General features: G+C 60.4%; 19 protein-coding genes. 14 read left to right on the top strand and 5 right to left on the bottom strand.

Annotated features, from left to right (window positions below; genetic code table 11):
• Nucleotides 1–9 precede the first annotated feature (9 nt).
• The 6 genes from RYB66_RS02770 to RYB66_RS02745 all read left to right on the top strand — a co-directional run bounded on the left by RYB66_RS02770 (nt 10) and on the right by RYB66_RS02745 (nt 6,263).
• Complete coding sequence (locus RYB66_RS02770) at nt 10–288, top strand: hypothetical protein (RefSeq protein WP_002552999.1); 279 nt, start codon at nt 10–12, stop codon at nt 286–288.
• Between the two features lie 393 nt (nt 289–681).
• Nucleotides 682–1,599, top strand: a complete 918-nt coding sequence (locus tag RYB66_RS02765; RefSeq protein ID WP_002553000.1) for an AAA family ATPase — start codon at nt 682–684, stop codon at nt 1,597–1,599.
• The gene (locus tag RYB66_RS02760) at nt 1,569–2,552 is read left to right on the top strand and encodes a DUF58 domain-containing protein (RefSeq protein ID WP_316893744.1); all 984 of its coding nucleotides are present in this window, start codon (nt 1,569–1,571) and stop codon (nt 2,550–2,552) included. Before RYB66_RS02765 ends, RYB66_RS02760 begins: the two co-directional genes overlap by 31 nt.
• A complete protein-coding gene (locus RYB66_RS02755) occupies nt 2,549–4,558 on the top strand; it encodes a DUF3488 and transglutaminase-like domain-containing protein (protein ID WP_316893742.1) in 2,010 nt (669 codons plus the stop codon). Before RYB66_RS02760 ends, RYB66_RS02755 begins: the two co-directional genes overlap by 4 nt.
• A 24-nt stretch (nt 4,559–4,582) precedes the next feature.
• Nucleotides 4,583–5,344 (top strand): CHAD domain-containing protein, encoded by a 762-nt coding sequence (locus RYB66_RS02750; RefSeq protein WP_016981042.1) that lies wholly within the window; start codon nt 4,583–4,585, stop codon nt 5,342–5,344.
• Between the two features lie 121 nt (nt 5,345–5,465).
• A complete protein-coding gene (locus tag RYB66_RS02745; RefSeq protein ID WP_316893740.1) occupies nt 5,466–6,263 on the top strand; it encodes a thioesterase family protein in 798 nt (265 codons plus the stop codon).
• Between the two features lie 13 nt (nt 6,264–6,276).
• On the opposite strand, the gene RYB66_RS02740 is transcribed toward RYB66_RS02745, so the two are convergent.
• From RYB66_RS02740 to RYB66_RS02730, 3 genes are all read right to left on the bottom strand, one after another.
• Nucleotides 6,277–6,519, bottom strand: a complete 243-nt coding sequence (locus RYB66_RS02740) for a hypothetical protein (protein ID WP_005732441.1) — start codon at nt 6,517–6,519, stop codon at nt 6,277–6,279.
• Nucleotides 6,520–6,643: 124 nt separating this feature from the next.
• On the bottom strand, nt 6,644–8,119 hold the full coding sequence (locus RYB66_RS02735; RefSeq protein ID WP_057404354.1) for a methyl-accepting chemotaxis protein: 1,476 nt from the start codon (nt 8,117–8,119) through the stop codon (nt 6,644–6,646).
• 84 nt (nt 8,120–8,203) lie between these two features.
• Nucleotides 8,204–9,040: a TatD family hydrolase gene (locus tag RYB66_RS02730; protein ID WP_057404355.1), complete on the bottom strand. Its 837-nt coding sequence runs from the start codon at nt 9,038–9,040 to the stop codon at nt 8,204–8,206.
• 180 nt (nt 9,041–9,220) lie between these two features.
• Here RYB66_RS02730 and RYB66_RS02725 point away from each other — a divergent pair, with 180 nt between their 5' ends.
• The 5 genes from RYB66_RS02725 (at nt 9,221) to greB (ending at nt 12,689) form a co-directional block, all read left to right on the top strand.
• Nucleotides 9,221–10,642 carry a transglycosylase SLT domain-containing protein gene (locus RYB66_RS02725; protein WP_016981047.1) on the top strand — a complete coding sequence of 474 codons (1,422 nt, stop codon included), beginning with the start codon at nt 9,221–9,223 and terminating at the stop codon, nt 10,640–10,642.
• A 106-nt stretch (nt 10,643–10,748) separates the two neighbouring features.
• The gene (locus tag RYB66_RS02720; RefSeq protein WP_002553009.1) at nt 10,749–11,183 is read left to right on the top strand and encodes a DoxX family protein; all 435 of its coding nucleotides are present in this window, start codon (nt 10,749–10,751) and stop codon (nt 11,181–11,183) included.
• 242 nt (nt 11,184–11,425) lie between these two features.
• Nucleotides 11,426–11,734 carry a hypothetical protein gene (locus tag RYB66_RS02715; RefSeq protein WP_005746096.1) on the top strand — a complete coding sequence of 103 codons (309 nt, stop codon included), beginning with the start codon at nt 11,426–11,428 and terminating at the stop codon, nt 11,732–11,734.
• Between the two features lie 104 nt (nt 11,735–11,838).
• On the top strand, nt 11,839–12,168 hold the full coding sequence (locus RYB66_RS02710; protein WP_002553011.1) for a hypothetical protein: 330 nt from the start codon (nt 11,839–11,841) through the stop codon (nt 12,166–12,168).
• A 47-nt stretch (nt 12,169–12,215) separates the two neighbouring features.
• Nucleotides 12,216–12,689 carry a transcription elongation factor GreB gene (gene greB, locus RYB66_RS02705; RefSeq protein WP_002553012.1) on the top strand — a complete coding sequence of 158 codons (474 nt, stop codon included), beginning with the start codon at nt 12,216–12,218 and terminating at the stop codon, nt 12,687–12,689.
• Between the two features lie 37 nt (nt 12,690–12,726).
• Here the strand turns inward: greB and RYB66_RS02700 are convergent, their stop codons facing one another.
• Nucleotides 12,727–15,243, bottom strand: coding sequence for an ABC transporter permease (locus RYB66_RS02700; protein WP_316893735.1), 2,517 nt, complete (start codon nt 15,241–15,243; stop codon nt 12,727–12,729).
• Nucleotides 15,243–15,926: an ABC transporter ATP-binding protein gene (locus RYB66_RS02695; RefSeq protein ID WP_004664748.1), complete on the bottom strand. Its 684-nt coding sequence runs from the start codon at nt 15,924–15,926 to the stop codon at nt 15,243–15,245. The genes RYB66_RS02700 and RYB66_RS02695 overlap by 1 nt, the downstream gene beginning before the upstream one ends.
• Before the next feature lie 10 nt (nt 15,927–15,936).
• On the opposite strand from RYB66_RS02695, the gene RYB66_RS02690 reads away from it, so the two are divergent.
• The 3 genes from RYB66_RS02690 (at nt 15,937) to RYB66_RS02680 (ending at nt 17,958) form a co-directional block, all read left to right on the top strand.
• A complete protein-coding gene (locus RYB66_RS02690) occupies nt 15,937–16,542 on the top strand; it encodes an arylesterase (protein ID WP_005753444.1) in 606 nt (201 codons plus the stop codon).
• A 56-nt stretch (nt 16,543–16,598) separates the two neighbouring features.
• Nucleotides 16,599–16,880 (top strand): hypothetical protein, encoded by a 282-nt coding sequence (locus RYB66_RS02685; RefSeq protein WP_316893733.1) that lies wholly within the window; start codon nt 16,599–16,601, stop codon nt 16,878–16,880.
• 112 nt (nt 16,881–16,992) lie between these two features.
• A complete protein-coding gene (locus tag RYB66_RS02680) occupies nt 16,993–17,958 on the top strand; it encodes a L,D-transpeptidase family protein (protein ID WP_316893731.1) in 966 nt (321 codons plus the stop codon).
• The last annotated feature ends 522 nt before the right edge of the window (nt 17,959–18,480 follow it).

The raw sequence follows: 18,480 nt of genomic DNA, 5'->3' as shown, positions 1-18,480 counted from the left end.
ACACCCCCCATGAAAGCCTTTATCTGTCTGCCATTGCTTGTCTTGGTTCTTGCAGGTTGCGCTGGCAAGACCGGGTATCGAGACAGCTGCGCCACCCAGATAGACGCTGCCTGGCACGAGCTTGATCTGGCCAAGGCCGAAGGCTTCGCCGGCACCGTCAGTTACTCCAAGGCCCTGTCGCTGCTGACCGGTGCCAAGACCCAGCAACAGTTCGAAGCATTTGAAGGCTGCACCGAAAAAGCCGAAAAAGCCCGCTTCTACATCCGCGAGTCCCGCGCTGGCCGCTGATAGCTGAGCCTGCACCGCGTTGTACATGCCATCGTGGACGCAGAGCGTCCAGAACGGCATGCCGACGCGGAGCGTCGCACGATAATCAAAAGCCGCAAACGGCATGCTTACGCGGAGCGTCTTACGCTAGTTCAAGTCGTGGGAGCGGACTTGTCCGCGAAAAGGGCCTTAAATTCGCAGGAGATGTATCGCTCTCAACATCACCTTCGCGGACTAGCGAACCGTCGCCCGTTCCGCACAGTGTTTGTCCAGATACCTCTCGCTCCGTATGCTCGCATCACATCAAATCCCTACCGACTCTAGCGAAACGGCCTACGCTCATCTTAAAGTGTTCGGACACTAGCATCGCTTGCAGTCCCACAGTCATTAAGCAGTTGCCGGAAGGGGCTTTCGATGGGTAGAAAACTCGATGCATGCCTGAGCGCCATCAATGAAGTGGTACTGGGCAAGGAAGTGCAGGTACGGCTGGCGATGACCTGCCTGATCGGCGGCGGGCATTTGCTGATCGAAGACTTGCCGGGGATGGGCAAGACCACGCTCAGCCATGCGCTGGCGAAAATTCTGGGCCTGAGTTATCAGCGCATTCAGTTCACTTCCGACCTGCTGCCGGGTGACATCCTGGGGACTTCGGTATTTGATCGGGACAGCGGGCAATTCACCTTTCATCCCGGGCCGATCTTCGCCGAACTGGTGCTGGCCGACGAAATCAACCGCGCCACGCCCAAGAGTCAGAGCGCGTTGCTGGAAGCCATGGAAGAAGGGCAGGTCTCCATCGAGGGCGCGACACGTCTGTTGCCCGATCCATTCTTCGTGATTGCGACGCAGAACCCGTTCAGTTCCGGTGGCACCTTTGCCTTGCCCGAGTCTCAGCTGGACAGGTTCCTGATGCGCATCTCCATGGGCTATCCGGCGAGAGCGGCGGAGAAAGCGTTGCTGCTTGGCGAGTCACGTCGCGAACTTTTACCGCGCCTGCAGCCGATTCTGGACCACGCCATGCTTGGCCAGTTGCAAGCGCATGCGCGGCAGTTGCGGGCCAGCGATGCGCTGGTCGACTATGTGCTGCGCCTGGTCGAGGCAACCCGCAGCCAGCCGCAATTCGCCTATGGACTGTCGCCCAGGGCGAGCCTGGCGATTCTGGCCGCAGCGCGGGCCTGGGCGATGTTGCTGGGGCGTGATTACGTCATTCCCGAGGATGTGCAGGCGGTATTGCCGTCGGTGGTCGGCCATCGGCTGCGCGAGCGCAGCGACCCGACCGGGCATGGCGGCGGGGCGCTGGTGCAGTGGTTATTGCGCGAGGTGCCGGTGCTTTGATCGAGCCGCTCAAACCGTTTTGGCAACGCTGGCTGGCAAGACGAATTCCTCCGGCGTCACGCATCACGCTCGACCATCGACGCATCTTCATCATGCCGACGCGCACCGGCATGACCTTTGCGGTCGTGATCGTGCTCATGCTGCTGGTGGCGATCAATTATCAAAACAGCCTGGCCTACGGGCTGACCTTTCTGTTGTTGTCGATTGGCGTGCTGGCCATTTTGCACACGTATCGCAACGTCAGCGGCCTGATTCTCAGTGCGGGTGTGGCGCGTTCAGTGTTTGTCGGCGAACCGGTGCAATTGCGCCTGCGCTTGGAAAGTGCCAGCCAGGCCCACCACGCCTTGGGCGTGGGTTGGACTGCGACAGCTCTGCAATCCGGCGATGTACTGCCTCGCGGGCTGACCGATGTGGAACTGACCCTGCCTGCCGAAAAGCGCGGCTGGCTGCATGCGCCAAGGCTGCGGGTCGAGAGTGTGTTTCCGCTGGGCATTTTCCGCGCCTGGAGCTGGCTGGATCTGGAGCAGAGCGCCTTGATCTATCCGCGACCACTGTCGGGTGCCATGCCGCTGCTAAAAGGCGTGCAGCCCCACGCCGAGGACGACGGTCAGGCCACTCAGGGTGCCGGTGTCGATGATTATCAGGGGCTGCGCAGCTACCAGCCGAGCGATAACCTCAGTCGTCTGCACTGGAAAGCCTACTCCCGTGGTCAGGGGTTGCTGGTCAAGGACTTCACTGATTTGAGCGGCCACGATCTGTGCCTGGACTTCATGGCGCTGGGCGGCGATATCGAGGAGCGTTTGTCGCGCCTGTGTTATTGGGTACTGGAGCTGTCCCAGCGTCGTCAGCCGTTTGCCTTGCGCCTGCCAGGTTTTCTGTCCACGGTCGACAGCGGTGATGCGCACCGTGAAGCCTGCCTGCGTGCGTTGGCGCTTTATGGTCATCGATCATGAGTGACAAGAATAAGGCGCTCGCAGGCGCACCCATTCCGCGTGTCAGCCTTACCTGGCTGCTATTGGCGCAGGCATTGGTCGTGTTGCCGTTCGCGCTGCACGTGCCGGTATCGATCACGCTTCTGTGGCTGGGCTGCACATGCTGGCGGGTTCAGGTGTTCCGGATGCGCGCGCGGCTGCCCGGCACCTGGATCAAGTCAGGGGTGCTGGTGGGCACTGCCGGTGGCGTGTATCTGGCGCGTGGCAGTCTGGTCGGGCTGGATGCCGGTGCGGCGTTACTGGTGGCGGCATTCGTTCTGAAAATGCTGGAAATGAACAACCATCGCGACGCTCGGGTGCTGATCTTCCTCGGTTTCTTTTGCGTGGCGGTCGGCTATCTGTTTGAAAACAACCTGCTGTGGGCGCTTTTCAGCCTGCTGCCGGTCGGCGCGCTGCTGGCCGCGTTGATTGGTCTGCAGCACGCGGATCTGGCTGGCAGATCAACCGATACGCTCAAGCTGGCGTTCAAGCTGATGGCGCAGGCTGTGCCGTTGATGCTTGTGCTGTTTCTGTTTTTTCCGCGCCTCGACCCGCTCTGGTCATTGCCGCAACCGAGCAACAAGGGCGTCACTGGGCTGTCCGACAACATGGCACCGGGCGACATGGCCGAGCTGAGCAAGTCGCCGGCACTGGTATTTCGGGCCAGTTTTGAAGGGCCGATACCGGCGCGTAATCAGTTGTACTGGCGCGGTCTGACCCTTGAGCAGTTCGATGGGCGGCGCTGGTCACAGTCGGCACGTGCCCAGACCGTGCAGATCCCGCAGTGGGAAAAGCGCGGCGATCCACTGGCTTACAGCATTGTCATGGAAGCCAGCGGTCGGCCCTGGTTGCCGAGCCTCGACGTGGCCGAGACCACGTTGCCGGACGTTCGGCAGATGAGCGACTTCCGCCTGCAACGCCGGCGTCCCGTCGAGCAATCGCTGTTATATGCCGTCAATTCCTGGCCGCTGAGTATTCGCGACCCGCAATCCAGCGAACAGGTCCAGCGCCAAAACCTGCAATTGCCCGCCAAGGGGAATGATCAGGCCCGGCAGTGGGCGGCTGAACTGCGCCGTCGCTACACTACGGCGGATGCGATGGTCGCCGCGATGCTGGGTTATTTCAGCGACCAGCCGTTTCACTACACCCTCAAGCCCGCACCGTTGGGCAATGACAGTATTGATGAGTTTCTGTTTGCGAGTCGTCAGGGTTTTTGCGCCCACTACGCCGGCGCAATGACTTTTGTGCTGCGCGCTGCGGGTATTCCGGCGCGTGTCGTGGCCGGGTATCAAGGCGGCGAACTGAACCCCGACGGGCACTACCTGACCGTGCGCCAGTTCGACGCGCATGCGTGGGTCGAATACTGGCAGCCGGGTATCGGCTGGCTCAGTGTCGACCCCACCGCAGCAGTTGCACCGCAGCGTATCGAACAGGGCTTGGAGCAAGCGCTGGCAGCAGACGAAGCCTTTCTGCAGGACTCGCCCTATTCAGCGTTACGCTATCGCAATGTGCCTTGGGTCAACGCCATACGCCTGAGCTGGGACAACCTCAACTATGGCTGGCAGCGCTGGGTGCTGGGCTATCAGGGACAACAGCAGTTACAAATTCTCGGCCGTTGGTTTTCTGGCTTCCAGGCGCCGGTTTTCGTCCTGGGAACCCTGTTTTCACTGGGGCTGGTAGCGTTATGGCTGTTCAAACCCTGGCAACGCGAAAGCGACTCGCAACTGCGGGTGTTCAACGCATTTGAACGCTTGCTCGCCCGTCATGGTCTGCGTCGTATGCCGGGTGAAGGCGCTGACGCATTCTGCCGCAGAGCGGTGCTGTATTTTCCGCAGCATGCCGAGGCCATCGAAGCTTTCATCCGCGAATTTCAGGCGCAGCGCTATGCCGGGCGGCTTGCTTCGGCCAGCCGCTTGAGGCATGCATTAAGCACGTTGCGTCGTCGTCTGCCATGGAGGTTGTCAGCCGTCAGGGACAGGCATTCATGAATGAGTGTGTCGAAGGGGAATTGCATGTCTTCAATGGTGGATCATCTGGTGGCCGAGGTGCTGGCGCTGGATGTCAAATTGCTCGCGTGCCAGGCACGCCTTGCGGTTTCGACGGACAGCGAAGCGCTGCATGATTTGCGTACCACCGTGCGTCGTCTGCGTAGCGTACTGCGGCCCCTGCGGGAAAACCCGGCTGCCGCAGAACTGGAAGAGGCCGCAAAAGCGGTAGGGCAACTGACCACGCCTTTGCGTGACATGCAGGTGCTCGCCGCGTTTCTCGAAGAGCAGGGCCTGAACGAGGCCGCTTTCAAGCGCAACCAGTACTTGGGAAATGCCTGCCCCAGGGTTGCGACGTCGCCTGAACTGAGCCGCCTGCTCAAGCTGATCGACCAATTCCCGGAGCTACTGCGTTTGCAACAGCGTCAGGGAATGTTGCGCGGCCTGCGCAAGACCATCGAAAAGCGTATGGACAAACAATGGAGCAAGCTACGTGTGGCCATCGCCGAGCCTGGGCATGATCGGCATGACCTGCGCCTGTTGATCAAACGCGTGCGTTACGCCGCCGAAGCGTACCCGGAACTCAGCCACCAGCCGAAAAACATGCAGGCCCGGCTCAAGGCCGCACAAGGCGAGCTGGGCGACTGGCATGATCATTTGCAATGGCTGGCGCAGGCTGCAGAGCAGCCGGATCTGGCGCCGTGCATTGCGGGTTGGCAGATCGGCATCGTGCGTGCCGAGCGCAAGGCCGAGGCGTCGCTCAAGCGGCTGGCCAAGGCCTGTTTCTAAGGCAGTGGCTTTTTTATGAAATAGGTCATTCAGGCCGCAATAATGGCCAATATGCGGCATGTCGTTGACTAAGAGGATGGTTATCATCCATCCACTTGTGTGTCGACTTGCTGGAGTAAGCATGACCTTTTCCGAATTGATCGATGCGGTGCGTCGCGACCCGCGTGCTGTCACGATCCCTGCCGAATGGTCCCAGGGGCGCGCCTGCTTTGGCGGGTTGATGGCGGCGCTGACCTATGAAGCGATGCGTGCCGAGGTGCCGGAAGGGCGCCCGGTTCGCTCGCTGGCGATTACCTTTGTCGGGCCGGCCGAGCCGGGCGTACCGATTGCCTTTGACGTTGAAATTCTGCGTCACGGCAAGGCTGTCAGTCAGGTGTCGGGGCGCGCCATGCAGAACGGTCAGGTGATGACCCTGATACAAGGCAGCTTCGGCGCACCCCGTGTGTCGATGATTGCGGTTGCAGCAGAGGCCGCGCCAGTGCTCAAGCCGGTAGAACAATGCCCGGAGCTGCCTTTTGCCAAGGGCGTGATGCCCGACTACTTGCGTTTCATGGACATTCGTTGGGCGCTGGGCGGCATGCCATTCAGCAATACCCCGTCACCGGCAATTGGTGGTCATGTGCGTTTTCGTGATGAGGCGCATGCCAGCCCCATGAGCGAGGCCCATATTCTGGCGCTGGTCGACACCTGGCCGCCTGCGGTATTGCCGCACCTCAACAAGCCCGCACCGGGCAGTTCGCTGACCTGGACCATCGAATTCGTCCAGCCACAGCCATTGCTCGATACGCTGCAATGGTGCAGTTATCGCGCAGTCATCGAACACGCCCGGGATGGCTATGGTCACACCGCAGCAGCGTTGTGGAGCCCCGACGGCGAACTGATCGCAATCAGCCGCCAGACGGTGACGGTGTTTGGCTGACTGACAAGGCAGGTCAATATTTCCGGGCGGAGCGGGCGGCGTCCTTGCGCTGAAAACCCAGCGCAGCCAGCAGGCCGATCACACCGATGGCAATCGATGGCAGGCTCTCGGAGAACAGGCCGTTGAGTATCAGCAGGGCCGCCAGAATGAACAATGGTACGGCAATCAGGTACATGGCCAGGCTGGCCGAGTGCTCCTGATTGTCGTTGTTGTTACGCCATTGATTGAGCTGCAGATCGGAAAGTGGCTTGTTCATGCTGCGGTCCTCTTAAAGATAGCGCTTGTTCAGGACGGTGCGTAAAGCGCCGTTCAATGCCTGAAGCATAGGCCCGCTTGCTGATCGCTGACGACTCAAGCCTGTCTATCGCCGCGATAGCCTGTTACAACTTGAGCTGGCCGATTGCAGCATTCAACTCGCCCGCCAGCGTGGCGAGTTCGTCACTGGTGCTGGCCGAGTCCACGGTCTGCACCACCGTGCGTTCGGTGACATCGCGGATACTCACCACCGCACGGTTCATTTCCTCGGCCACCTGACTTTGCTGCTGCGCGGCGACGGCAATCTGCGTATTGCTTTCGCGCATCTGTGCCACGGCACCGGCAATGGCCGCCAGCGCTTCGCCCGCTTCCTTGGCCTGCTGCACGCATTCATCGGCCTTGTACGAGCTTTCCTGCATGAAATCCACCGCATCGCGGGTGCCGCTTTGCAGGGTCGAAACCATCGTGGTGATTTCATCGGTCGAGGTCTGCACCCGTTTGGCCAGATTGCGCACTTCGTCGGCTACCACGGCAAAGCCGCGACCCATTTCTCCGGCGCGTGCGGCTTCGATGGCGGCATTCAGGGCCAGCAGGTTGGTCTGTTCGGCAATGCTGTGGATCACGTTGACCACGCCGTTGATCTTCTGGCTGTCCTGGGCCATGCGCTGGATCATTTCGGCGGTCTGTTGCACGCCGCTGGAGAGCCCGGCGATGGATACCTGCACGCGGTCGACCACTTCCTTGCCACTGCCCGCCAACGCGTCGGCGGTCTGCGACTGGTCGCGTGTGGCCGTGGCGTGCTGGGCAATGTGATGGACCGTGGCGGTCATCTCGTTGATTGCCGTGGCTACCTGATCGGTTTCGCTTTGCTGACCGAGCATGCCCTGGCGCACATCCTTCATGCCCGCAGCCAGATGCGCGGCACCCTGATCGAGTCGGCCTGCGGTTTGCGAAACTGTATTGACCACCCGCTGATACCCGGCCTGCATGGCATTGAACGCCTTGGCCATCTGCCCGACCTCATCGTCACTGCGGTTAGGCACGCGGGCCGCCAGATCGCCGCTTTTTTCGACGTGCAGCATCACATCCTTGAGCGCGTTGAGCTGGCTGAGCAGAAAACGGATCAGCAGTTGCGAGGCGCAGAGCATCAACAGCATCAGCACGAAAACCGCGGCTGCGTAATGGCTGAAGCGATCTTGAAATACCTGCAGGAAGGTCGGAGCAAAAGCCAGCACCGCGACCTGCTGGCCGGTGCTGCGGGTGAAGATCTGCGCACCGCTCAGCAGTCTGTCGTTGGCTGGTTTATTCAGCGCAACCCAGTCGCGGGCGTCAGCCAGTTCCGGCAGCGCGAGGGTATTGAAGGTCGGTGTCTGACCTCTGTTGTAAGTCAGCAACGTATCACTGGCGGGCAGCACTGCGTCGGCAGGCCACGCGGCCAGCAAGCGGGCCTGAGCTTGCGCTGCCTGACGTGACGTATCTATTCGTGCCTGCTGTTCTGCTTGCATGGCGTAAAGCACCAGCAACAGGGTTGTGACGAAGGCGACCGCATTCACGGCCCAGAATTTATATTTCAGTGACAGGTTGCCAAGCCATGAGCCCATGAGCGGTCTTCTTTGATGGTCGTGTGAGGTAGCAGCAAGATGCCATCACGATGCCTCAGCCATCAAAGAGACCCTTGATGCGGGTCAAGAAAGCTGCAGATTTTCGCCGGTTATCTGTTCCAGGGGGGGTAAATCGAAAAACTCCCGCGCGCAGGCCGTGCTGTGACGGGCGAGATCTTCCTGGCTTTCGCCGCGATGCAAAGCCACTTCGCGCAAGACTTCCGGCAGGTAAGCGGGTTCGTTGCGGCCATTTTTCGGCTTCGGGCGCAGGCTGCGTGGCAGAAGATAGGGCGCATCGCTTTCCAGCATCAGCCGACCGCGAGGAATATTGCCCACCAGCGGGTGCAGATGCGTGCCGCGTCGCTCATCGCAGATCCAGCCGGTGATACCGATGTGCAGGTCGAGGTCCAGATAACTGAACAGCGCGGCGCGTTCGCCAGTAAAGCAGTGCACCACCGCAGCCGGCAGACGGTCGCGGTAGTCACGCAGAATCTCCAGTAGGCGCTGGTTGGCGTCACGTTCATGCAGAAACACCGGCAATTGCAGTTCCACCGCCATGGCCAGGTGCGCTTCAAGAACCTTTTCCTGCTGCGGACGAGGCGAGAAGTCGCGATTGAAATCCAGGCCGCATTCACCCACGGCGCGAACGCGATTTTCCTTGAGCAGCGCATGCAACTGTTTCTCGGTGTCACCGGTCCAATCGCTCGCCGAGTGCGGGTGGATGCCTGCCGTGCAGAACAGGCGTTGCGCGCTTTCATCCAGCTCGTGACACAGCTGCAAGGCGTGTTCGCTGCCCTCGACGCTGGTGCCGGTCACCACCAGTTGCTCGACGCCTGCGGCATAGGCGCGATCGAGTACCGCCTGTCGTTGCGAGGCGAAGCTTGCGTTGGTCAGATTGACGCCGATGTCGATGAGTTGCATGGTGCTACCTCCAGCTGAAGGCTGTCGAGCATACCAGAGCTCCGGCCACAATAAGAAAACGCTGGGTATTCAAGCGATTGAGCCGGATGGTTCAACGATTTCCTTCGCTGTTCGATGCTGCTGCGTGACCTCAAGATTTCCTTTTTCCTGTTTTTTTCCGGCGTTGCCCTGGGGAAGTGAATGATCCGATCCGCGCTTGTGTCTTTTATGTGTCTGTTGGCGCTGCTGCCGCTGCAGGTTTCTGCTCGTCAGACTGGCCCACAGGCCGTGCAGCACAACGCGCAGGTGCGCGATCTGCCTGCCATTCGCAGCAGCAAGGTGCTGCGCGTGCTGGTCAATCAAAGCCGCAACAGCTCCGGTGACGTCAAGGGTCAGGAAATCGGCATCGAATATCATCGCCTGCAAGCCTTCGAACAGTACCTCAACAGCCATTCGCGCGGCGCTCAGAAGGTCACACTCAAAGTCATACCCAAGGCCAAGAACCAGTTACTGACAGCGTTGCAGCGCGGCGAAGGCGATATGATCGCGCCTGGCGAACTGCTTGATGTCAGCGAAGCCAAAGGTGTTCAGGCCAGTGCGCCGATCATTCATGATGTGCCTCTGGTGCTGGTCGGCACGCGTGGCCAGCGCAACGTACGGCGTGTGGAGCAACTGTCGGGACATACACTGAGCCTGCCCACCGGCAGCGCGGCCGACGAGGCCCTGCATCAGGTCAATCGGCAACTGGAGCTGCGCAAGCTGCCGCTGGCCAAGATCGAATGGGTCGACCCTAGCCTGGCAGTCGAAGATGTGCTGGAAATGGTCCAGGCCGGTATTTACCCGATGACACTGGTCGAGCAGCCTATTGCCGAGCGTTGGGCGAAGATCATGCCCAAGCTGCGTATCGAGCGCGGCCTGACCTTGCAGACCCACGGCGACATCAGCTGGTTTGTACGCGACAACGCAACCCAGCTGCGGGCCAGTATCGATGATTTCCTCAAAGGCTATAAACCTTCGGCTCAGCAGGATCAGGTGCTCGCCAAGGCTTACAAAAACACCTACAAGGTCAACAACCCGCTGGTCCGCAACAACCTGCAACGTCTTGAGCAACTGCGTCCGATGCTGCAACGCCACGCCGATGCGCAGGGTATGGACTGGCTGGACCTCGCTGCCCTGGCGTTCAAGGAGTCGAAGCTCGACCCGGCGGCCAAGGGCAGTGGCGGCGCGACAGGGCTGTTGCAGATCACTCCGTCGGCGGCAAAAAGCGTCGGAGTACCGAGCATTCAGAGCGCTGACGACAACATCCGTGCAGGTTCGCGTTACATGGCGCTGATCCAGCGAAAGTATTTCTCCAGCAGCCGAGTCAACGAGCGCGAGCGTATGGCGTTTGTGATGGCCGCCTACAACCTGGGGCCGGAGCGTGTGCAAGGCATGCGCGAGGAAGCGCGGCGGCGGGGGCTCAATCCAGATCAGTGGTTTTTCCAGACCGAGCGCGTGGCAATGGAGCAGGGCGGTGCCAACGTCGTCGCGTTCGTCAACAGCGTGAACAAGTATTACCTGGCATTTGATCGCGAGCGGGACTCGCTTGAAAAGAGTGGGCCGAAAACCGCCGTAAAACGCTAATCATCGATTTATTGGATTGTTAAGTGCTGTTATTTGCGGTTTTCACATAAGTAAATTTGATTATGATGGCGCCACGTTCACTTAATCAATCCCGGAAATTACCCACATGAACACAATGATCAAATCGGTTCTCAGCACTCGCGCCGGTTACGGCCTTACCCTGTTGCGCGTTATTGTCGGTATTGCCTTTATCGCTCACGGTAGTCAGAAGCTGTTCGGGGCCTTCGGCGGTTATGGCCTGGAAGGCACTGCGCAGTACATGGAAAGCCTGGGCCTGACACCGGGTTATCTGATGGCGCTGATGTCTGGCAGCGCCGAGTTCTTTGGCGGTCTGGGCCTGCTGTTGGGGCTGCTGGCTCGTCCGGCTGCGGTAGTGGTGATCCTGTTGTTGCTGGTAGCGATCTTTACCGTGCATATCCATAACGGGTTCTTCATGGCCAATAACGGTTATGAGTATGCGCTGGCGTTGCTCGGCGGCGCTCTGGCAGTGCTTATCGAAGGTGCAGGCAAGTTGTCGCTGGACCGCGTCATCTCCCGATAACCGGCTATGCTTGTCCTGCAAGGCCCGCTTCTGGCGGGCCTTGTGCGTTTGCAGGCTCGCGTCACGGATGACAATTGACAATGAATGGGGCGTTTCTCTAGGATGCGTGCTCAAGCGCCGATTTAACAACTACTTGCGGGGCGCCTGGCAAGGCTCAGGTCTTGTCGAAATACCGCTAAAACGTTGGTTCGGTGTTGCCTCTCACCGCTGCCCAGCGGATCTTGCGAGGCAGAGATATAACCATGAACAACCTGCGCCCCCTCATTCGTCTTTCCCCTATCAGCACGGTCTTGTCACGCAAGAACCCGAAAATCCTTCTGAGCGGCTCTCATCAGCCTACGCTGTTGCGCTATCTCGATGGCTGGCCTCGTCGGGGCGCTGGTAACTGTGCGTTTCTAATTCAGTTTGTCGATACGAACTCGTCGTTGAGCCACTTTGGCAACGATGAGTTCGACCTGGCGGTGGTGCAATCGCCGCAGGCTGACGACGTCGAGCAGCTCATTTGTGAGCTGACGCGTATAGCCCGTCAGGGCCTGATTACGCTGGGTTGAAACGGCGGACGTATTCAATTGGCATAGAAGGCATATTGCTGGCCCCCAGCCTGTGAACTGACAGGCAAAATCGCCGCCTTATCAAAGGATTAGGTGGTTTTCGCATGCGTTTGGTCTATTGTGCTCTGGCGTGCCTGACGCTTTCCGGGCTGGCTTTTTCCGTTCAGGCCAGAAACGCGACGGAGAACGAGCGTTATCTTTGTCGCTGGGGCTCGACCATTGCCGGTGGTGCGCAGGCTTCCAAGCTGTCAGGCGTTACCCGTTACGGGGCGCGGCAAAAGCTGCAGGCGCGCAAGTTCGCCAAACAGTGGATGCGACCCATGGCATTGCGTATCACCGAGCAGACCTACGACAGCGAGTCGCGTTTGAAGCCTGATGCTGTCAGCAAGGTGTATTACGACGGCTGCATCCAGCATGAGGTGGCGCGTCGCTGACTTTTTTATGCCTGTCGAACTGATTTTTGCAGGGCTGGAGAAACGTCTTGAGTACAAAGATCATCACCAGGGGCGGGCATGAAGCCCTGAAGAAAGAACTCGATTACCTGTGGCGAGAGCACCGGCCTGACATTACTCAAAAGGTCGCCTGGGCAGCGTCGTTGGGTGATCGCAGCGAGAACGCGGATTACCAGTACAACAAGAAACTGCTGCGCGAGATCGACCGGCGCGTGCGCTACCTGCGCAAGCGCCTTGAAGACATGCGTGTCGTCCAGTATTCGCCGGAGCAGGAAGGGCGAGTGTTCTTCGGTGCCTGGGTCGAGATCGAGAACGAAGCGGGCGACCTCAAGAAATTTCGCATTGTCGGGTATGACGAGATCTACGGGCGCAACGATTACATTTCCATCGACTCGCCCATGGCGCGCGCCTTGTTGAAGAAGGAAGAGGGCGATGAGGTGCTGGTCAACACGCCGGAAGGCGAAAAACTGTGGTTCGTGAATTCCATTGATTACGAGAAGTGAGGCCGGACGCACAGCGTCGTGGTCCGGCCAGTCGCCCTCAACCCTCGCGCAGTACGGTCAACGGGCTGACGTTCAGTGCGCGGCGTGTGCCGAATACGCCAGCGCCACCCACCAGCAGGGCACCGATTACCGGCAGCAGCAATAGCCACGGATGCGGCTGCCATTCCAGTGAGAAGGCGTAGCGGTACAGCACGAAGCTCACCAGCTCACAGCCCAGCGCCGCCAGCACGCCGCTGGCAGCCCCCAGCAAACCGAATTCGATGCGCCGTGACTTGATCAGCAGTGCCCGCTCTGCGCCGAGTGCACGCAGCAGCGCGCCCTGACGGATGCGTTCGTCCAGGGTCGCCTGCAACCCGGAGAACAGCACGGCAATACCGGCCGCCAGAACAAACAGCAGCACGAATTGCACGGCCAGCGTGACCTGATCAAGAATACTGCGCACCTGCGCCAGCAAGGCCTCCACTCCCAGAATACTGATCGACGGGTAGGCCCGCGACAGCTCGACAATCTGTTTATCCTGGCCAGGCGGCAAGTAGAAACTGGTCAGGTAAGTGGTGGGCAAATCCGCCAGGGTGCCAGGCTGGAAGATCATGAAGAAGTTGGGCTGGAAGGTATCCCAGTTCACGTCCCTCAGGCTGGTGACTACGGCTTCACGCGTAAGGCCACCGACAATGAAGCTCAGGCGGTCGCCCAGCTTGATCTTCAGGCTCTCGGCCAGCTTGGTCTCGATCGATACCCCGGGCGTCGCGTCGCTCTGGCCTGAGGCCGGCAGCGCCTTCCACCAGTTACCGGCAGTCAGGGTATTGCCTTCGGGCAAATCGGCGGCCCAGGTCAGACTCAGGTCGCGGCGAGTGGCGTTCTCACCACGCGAGTCCTTGGTCACGAAGTTGCCCACCGGTTCACCGTTGATGCTGGTCAGACGTCCCGGCACTACTGGGTAGAGCGGAGCCGAGTGGGTGGACAGCTTGCTCAGGGTCTGGGCGAAGTTTTCTTTCTCTGATGGCAACACATTGAGCACGAAATAGTTTGGTGCGTCCTTGGGCAGCTGGTTTTGCCAGGTGTCGAGCAGTTCACCGCGCAGCAGCGCGATCAAACCCATCGACAGCAGGATCAGGCCGAAGGCCAGAGATTGACCGGCAGCGGCCAGCGGGTAACGCAGCAGTTGCCCCAGGCCCAGCCGCCAGGGCAGCGACGCACCGGCCAGCAGGCGGCGCAGGCTGTTAAGCGCCAGCAGCAACAGGCTGCCCAGTATCAGCGCGGCGACGACGCCACCGCCCAACAGGGCAAAGGTCAGCACCAGGTCCAGGCTCAGGCGCCACATGATCAGGCCCAGCGCGAACAGCGCCGCGCCATACACCAGCCATGAGCTGGCGGGGATCGGCAGCATGTCACGGCGCAGCACGCGCAGCGGCGGCACGCGACCCAGTGCTGCCAGCGGTGGCAGGGCGAAACCGGCCAACGCCACCAGCCCGGTGCCCATGCCTGCCAACGCAGGCAAAAGGCCGCCCGGAGGTACCGCGGCCGGCAATAGATTTTGCAGCAGTGCAAATAACCCCAATTGCGCCAGCCAGCCCAGCAGCGCGCCGCTCAGGCTGGCCAGCAGGCCGATGATCGCCAGTTGCAGGCTGAACAGGGTCATGGTCTCGCCGCGTGACAGGCCCAGACAGCGCAGCAGGGCGCTGGCATCGAAGCGCCGTGCGGCAAACCTGGATGCCGAAAGCGCCACGGCAACGCCCGCCAGCAGTACGGCCACCAGGCTCGCCATATTCAGATAACGTTCAGCCTTGCCCAGCGCGCCACCAATCTGCTGACTGCCATCGTGGGCGTCCTTGATTTCCTGATGCGGTTCCAGAGTCGGCTCGATGGCTTTACGGTAGGCGGCCAGCGCTTCGGGCGGGCCGCTCCACATTTCCCGGTAGCTGACTCGGCTGCCCGGTTGCACTACGCCGGTAGCGGCGAGATCCTGGAGATTGATCATCACCCTCGGGGTCAGGCTGTAGAAGTTGCCCGCACGGTCTGGCTCGTACGTCAGTACCCGAGTCAGTTTCAGGGTTTTCGAGCCGACGTCGATATCATCACCGACCTTCAGATCAACGGCTGGAAACAGTCGTGCCTCGGCCCAGGCTTCACCGGGCCTGGGGCCGCTGCCAGCCTGCTCGGTCTGATACAGGTCCGCTGCGCTTTTAAGCTCGCCGCGCAGTGGGTAAACGTCATCCACTGCTTTGATGCTGGACAATTGGATACCGGCATCGGTGGCGATCACGCTGGAAAAGATCACGATCTGCGCATGCTTGAGTTGCAGGCGCTTGCCTTCCTCGACCTGCTCGGCGCGCGCCGGGCTGGAACCCTCAAGAATCAGATCAGCGCCAAGAAACTCGGTCGCCCGCAACAGCATTGCGCCGTTCAGGCGCGCGCCGAAGTAACCGATGGCGGTGCTGGCAGCCACGGCTACCAAAAGGGCAAAGAACAACACCCGCAACTCTCCGGCGCGTGCATCGCGCAGCAGTTGGCGGGCGGCGAGGCTTAGCAGACGGGCAAAAGGCAAACGTGCCATCAAGGCTCCAGCGGGGCGACCAGTCGGCCCCCTTCAAGACGGATCAGGCGGCGGCAGCGATGCGCCAGACGCTCATCGTGAGTCACCAGCACCAGCGTGGTGTTGCGCTCCTTGTTCAGTTCGAACAGCAGGTCGCTGATACGCTCGCCAGTGTGGCTGTCCAGGTTGCCGGTGGGTTCGTCGGCAAACAGTACGTCCGGGTCGGCGGCAAACGCGCGGGCGATGGCGACACGTTGTTGTTCGCCTCCGGACAACTGACGCGGTGTGTGGGTCAGGCGCTGGCCAAGGCCTACGCGCTCCAGCAGGTCGCGAGCCTTTTCGCGGGCGTCCTTGCGGCCTTCAAGCTCCATCGGCAGCATGACGTTTTCCAGCGCATTGAGGCTGTCGAGCAACTGGAATGACTGAAATACAAAACCGACGTGCTCGGCGCGTACTCTGGCGCGCTGGTCTTCATCCAGCTCACTCAGGTTGCGGCCCGAGAGGATGACCGAACCGGAGCTGGGCAGGTCAAGCCCGGCAAGCAAGCCGAGCAGGGTGGATTTGCCTGAACCGGATGCACCGACGATGGCCAGTGTGTCGCCCTTGTTTAGTTCCAGGGAGAGTTCGTGCAGGATGGTCAGGTCACCTTCGGTGCTGGGGACTACTTTGCTGAGGCTTTGGGCACTGAGAATACTTTCACTCATGGAGAATCCGATGCGTGCGTTGTTTTTAAGTGCTGGCCTGGGGTTACTGCTGCTGTCACAGGGCGCGTTGGCGGGCACGGTATTGATCGTTGGGGATAGTATCAGTGCGGCTTTCGGACTGGATACCCGCGTGGGGTGGGTCAGCCTGCTGGAGCAGCGTCTGAGCAAGGAGGGATTCGACGACAAGGTGGTCAATGCGTCGATCAGTGGCGACACCAGTGCCGGGGGCCAGGCGCGTTTGCCTGCGCTGCTTGCAGAGCATAAGCCGGAACTGGTTATTCTCGAATTGGGTGGCAACGACGGACTGCGTGGCCAGCAGCCCGCTCAATTGCAACAAAACCTTTCATCGATGATCGACAGCTCTCGGGCAGCCGGTGCGAAAGTGTTGCTGCTGGGTATGCAGATACCGCCCAACTACGGGCCGCGTTACACCAACGCGTTCAAAGAGGTTTACAGCAACCTGGCCGAGCAGAAAAAAGTCCCGCTTGTGCCCTTCTTTCTGGAAGGTGTGGGCGGAGTGCCCGAACTGATGCAGGCTGATGGTCTGCATCCGGCGGCGGCTGCTCAGGGCAAGTTGCTGGAAAATGTCTGGCCGAGCCTGAAACCGCTGCTTTGAGGCTTTCCCGGACGGGGGCTTTCGGCTAATGTGGCGCCCCCGATCTGGAGCCCCCCATGCCGCGTCGCGCCTGGTCCCTGTATGCCTATCAAATGCTTGAGCCCCATGAGCAGCTGGATCTGTTCGCCTGTCAGGAAGTGCGCGTCCATCTGATTGCTCGCCAATTGGAGCTGGGCGGCTCGATCGACCGGACGTTGTGTGGCACGTTGTTGCCTGCCCAGCCGCAGATGCGCGCCGTCGAACTGCAAGCCATGCGCGATGAGCGCCTGTGCCCGCTATGCAAGGCCATCATGGATGCGCAGCGCAGGGGCATGAATCCGATCTGGCCTGAGCTCTAGCTGTCATGACTGCCTGAAGGCCAACCGCAGATATCCCCGATCCTGCAAGGGCCGGTGTACACTTCAGGTCTTGTTTCCATCTCTTTAGTCGTTACCCGAAGGATCTTCCCGGATGTTGTCGCGCATACCAGCCGTTACCCGCTGTCTGTCGCTTGCTGCTCTGTGCGCGGCGAGCTCTGTCCATGCTCTGGAGTTTCCGTTGCCGCCGCCCGGCGAGGACATCGTGGGCCAGGTGCAGGTCATCAAGGCCAAATACGAGGACACCTTTGCTGATCTGGGCACAAAATACGATCTGGGTTATCTGGAAATGATCGCGGCCAACCCTGGTGTTGACCCCTGGTTGCCGGGTGCAGGCAAGGACATCGTGCTGCCGACCCGCTTCATTCTGCCGCCGGGCCCGCGCGAAGGGATAGTCATCAACCTTGCCGAGTACCGCATGTACTACTACCCCAAAGGGCAGAATGTCGTGCATACCTATCCGCTGGGTGTCGGTCGTGAAGGCTGGGGTTCGCCCATCGGGGTGACCAAGATAACGGCCAAGACGCCAAACCCGACCTGGACGCCACCTGCCTCGATCAAGGCCGAGCATGCTGCCGATGGTGATCCGCTGCCTGACGTAGTGCCCGCCGGTCCGGATAACCCGCTGGGGCCGTTCAAATTCGGTCTTGGGCTTTCCGGCTACCTGATCCACGGTTCGAACAAGAAGTTCGGTATTGGCATGCGCACCAGTCATGGCTGTTTCCGCATGTACAACAACAACGTGCTGGAACTGGCCGACATGGCTCCGGTCGGTACGACCGTGCGAATCATCAGCGAGCCCTACAAATTCGGCATCAGTGGCGGCAAGATTTACCTTGAAGCACACACACCGGTAGATGATCTGGGCAACCCGTCGGTTGTCGACAAGCACACTGCGGTCATTAATGCGTTGCTCAAACGTGACGACCTGGCCACCAACCTGCGCATGAACTGGGACGTAGTACGCGATGTAGTTGCGGCCGAAGACGGCATGCCGGTGGAAATCGCAGAACCGGGCAAAGCGCCTGCGAGTGCTGAAGAGCCTGTGATTTTTCAGTAGTCCAACCTGTTCGCGCGCCAATGCTATGCCTTACACAACGGTTCTGCGAAATCAGGCGAATGACCATCGTGCCTACGCTCCGCGTAGACACGCAACTCGTGACGCTCCGCGTCACATCTGTGCTGCCGCACAACATCCACGCCTTACGCGCAGCCGCCGCCAGAGCAGTGCTTTTCAACCGCGATGGCACAGACGACGCAGAGTGCGACGTTAGTGACGGCTGAGCCCTGACGCTGATCCGGGGGATGCGAGGCAGGACGCCGAGCAAGCCGCACCGGGCCAAGGATGGCCCGTTGCGGCGGCCCCCGGATCAGTGACAGGGCGAAGGAACCCGACGAAGTCGGGCCGGAAACAGGAGCGAGGACTTTGCCTACTTTGGTCCCTCAAAGTAGGGCGCCGTAAGGGCGCAAAGGTGACCTGAGCTAGAAACATATATCACTGATGTCTCGGAACCGCTGTGTGACGCGGAGCGTCACGAACTGCATTCCCACGCGGAGCGTGAGGAACGAGCGGCGTCTGGGA

Source organism: Pseudomonas syringae group sp. 243L2 (genome assembly GCF_032587875.1).
GTDB lineage: Bacteria > Pseudomonadota > Gammaproteobacteria > Pseudomonadales > Pseudomonadaceae > Aquipseudomonas > Aquipseudomonas amygdali.
Note: the sequence above shows the minus strand (reverse complement) of the source record. Positions and strands in the feature narration are given on the sequence as shown.

Bases quoted from the DNA above. Each gene is read 5' to 3' on its own strand.
- RYB66_RS02755 (WP_316893742.1), top strand. From the start codon at position 2,549: ATGAGTGACAAGAATAAGGCGCTCGCAGGCGCACCCATTCCGCGTGTC.
- RYB66_RS02730 (WP_057404355.1), bottom strand. From the start codon at position 9,040: ATGCAACTCATCGACATCGGCGTCAATCTGACCAACGCAAGCTTCGCC.
- RYB66_RS02695 (WP_004664748.1), bottom strand. From the start codon at position 15,926: ATGAGTGAAAGTATTCTCAGTGCCCAAAGCCTCAGCAAAGTAGTCCCC.
- RYB66_RS02720 (WP_002553009.1), top strand. From the start codon at position 10,749: ATGAACACAATGATCAAATCGGTTCTCAGCACTCGCGCCGGTTACGGC.
- RYB66_RS02770 (WP_002552999.1), top strand. From the start codon at position 10: ATGAAAGCCTTTATCTGTCTGCCATTGCTTGTCTTGGTTCTTGCAGGT.
- RYB66_RS02765 (WP_002553000.1), top strand. From the start codon at position 682: ATGGGTAGAAAACTCGATGCATGCCTGAGCGCCATCAATGAAGTGGTA.
- RYB66_RS02690 (WP_005753444.1), top strand. From the start codon at position 15,937: ATGCGTGCGTTGTTTTTAAGTGCTGGCCTGGGGTTACTGCTGCTGTCA.
- RYB66_RS02745 (WP_316893740.1), top strand. From the start codon at position 5,466: ATGACCTTTTCCGAATTGATCGATGCGGTGCGTCGCGACCCGCGTGCT.
- RYB66_RS02685 (WP_316893733.1), top strand. From the start codon at position 16,599: ATGCCGCGTCGCGCCTGGTCCCTGTATGCCTATCAAATGCTTGAGCCC.
- RYB66_RS02735 (WP_057404354.1), bottom strand. From the start codon at position 8,119: ATGGGCTCATGGCTTGGCAACCTGTCACTGAAATATAAATTCTGGGCC.
- RYB66_RS02700 (WP_316893735.1), bottom strand. From the start codon at position 15,243: ATGGCACGTTTGCCTTTTGCCCGTCTGCTAAGCCTCGCCGCCCGCCAA.
- RYB66_RS02725 (WP_016981047.1), top strand. From the start codon at position 9,221: ATGATCCGATCCGCGCTTGTGTCTTTTATGTGTCTGTTGGCGCTGCTG.
- RYB66_RS02740 (WP_005732441.1), bottom strand. From the start codon at position 6,519: ATGAACAAGCCACTTTCCGATCTGCAGCTCAATCAATGGCGTAACAAC.
- RYB66_RS02710 (WP_002553011.1), top strand. From the start codon at position 11,839: ATGCGTTTGGTCTATTGTGCTCTGGCGTGCCTGACGCTTTCCGGGCTG.
- RYB66_RS02715 (WP_005746096.1), top strand. From the start codon at position 11,426: ATGAACAACCTGCGCCCCCTCATTCGTCTTTCCCCTATCAGCACGGTC.
- RYB66_RS02750 (WP_016981042.1), top strand. From the start codon at position 4,583: ATGTCTTCAATGGTGGATCATCTGGTGGCCGAGGTGCTGGCGCTGGAT.
- RYB66_RS02680 (WP_316893731.1), top strand. From the start codon at position 16,993: ATGTTGTCGCGCATACCAGCCGTTACCCGCTGTCTGTCGCTTGCTGCT.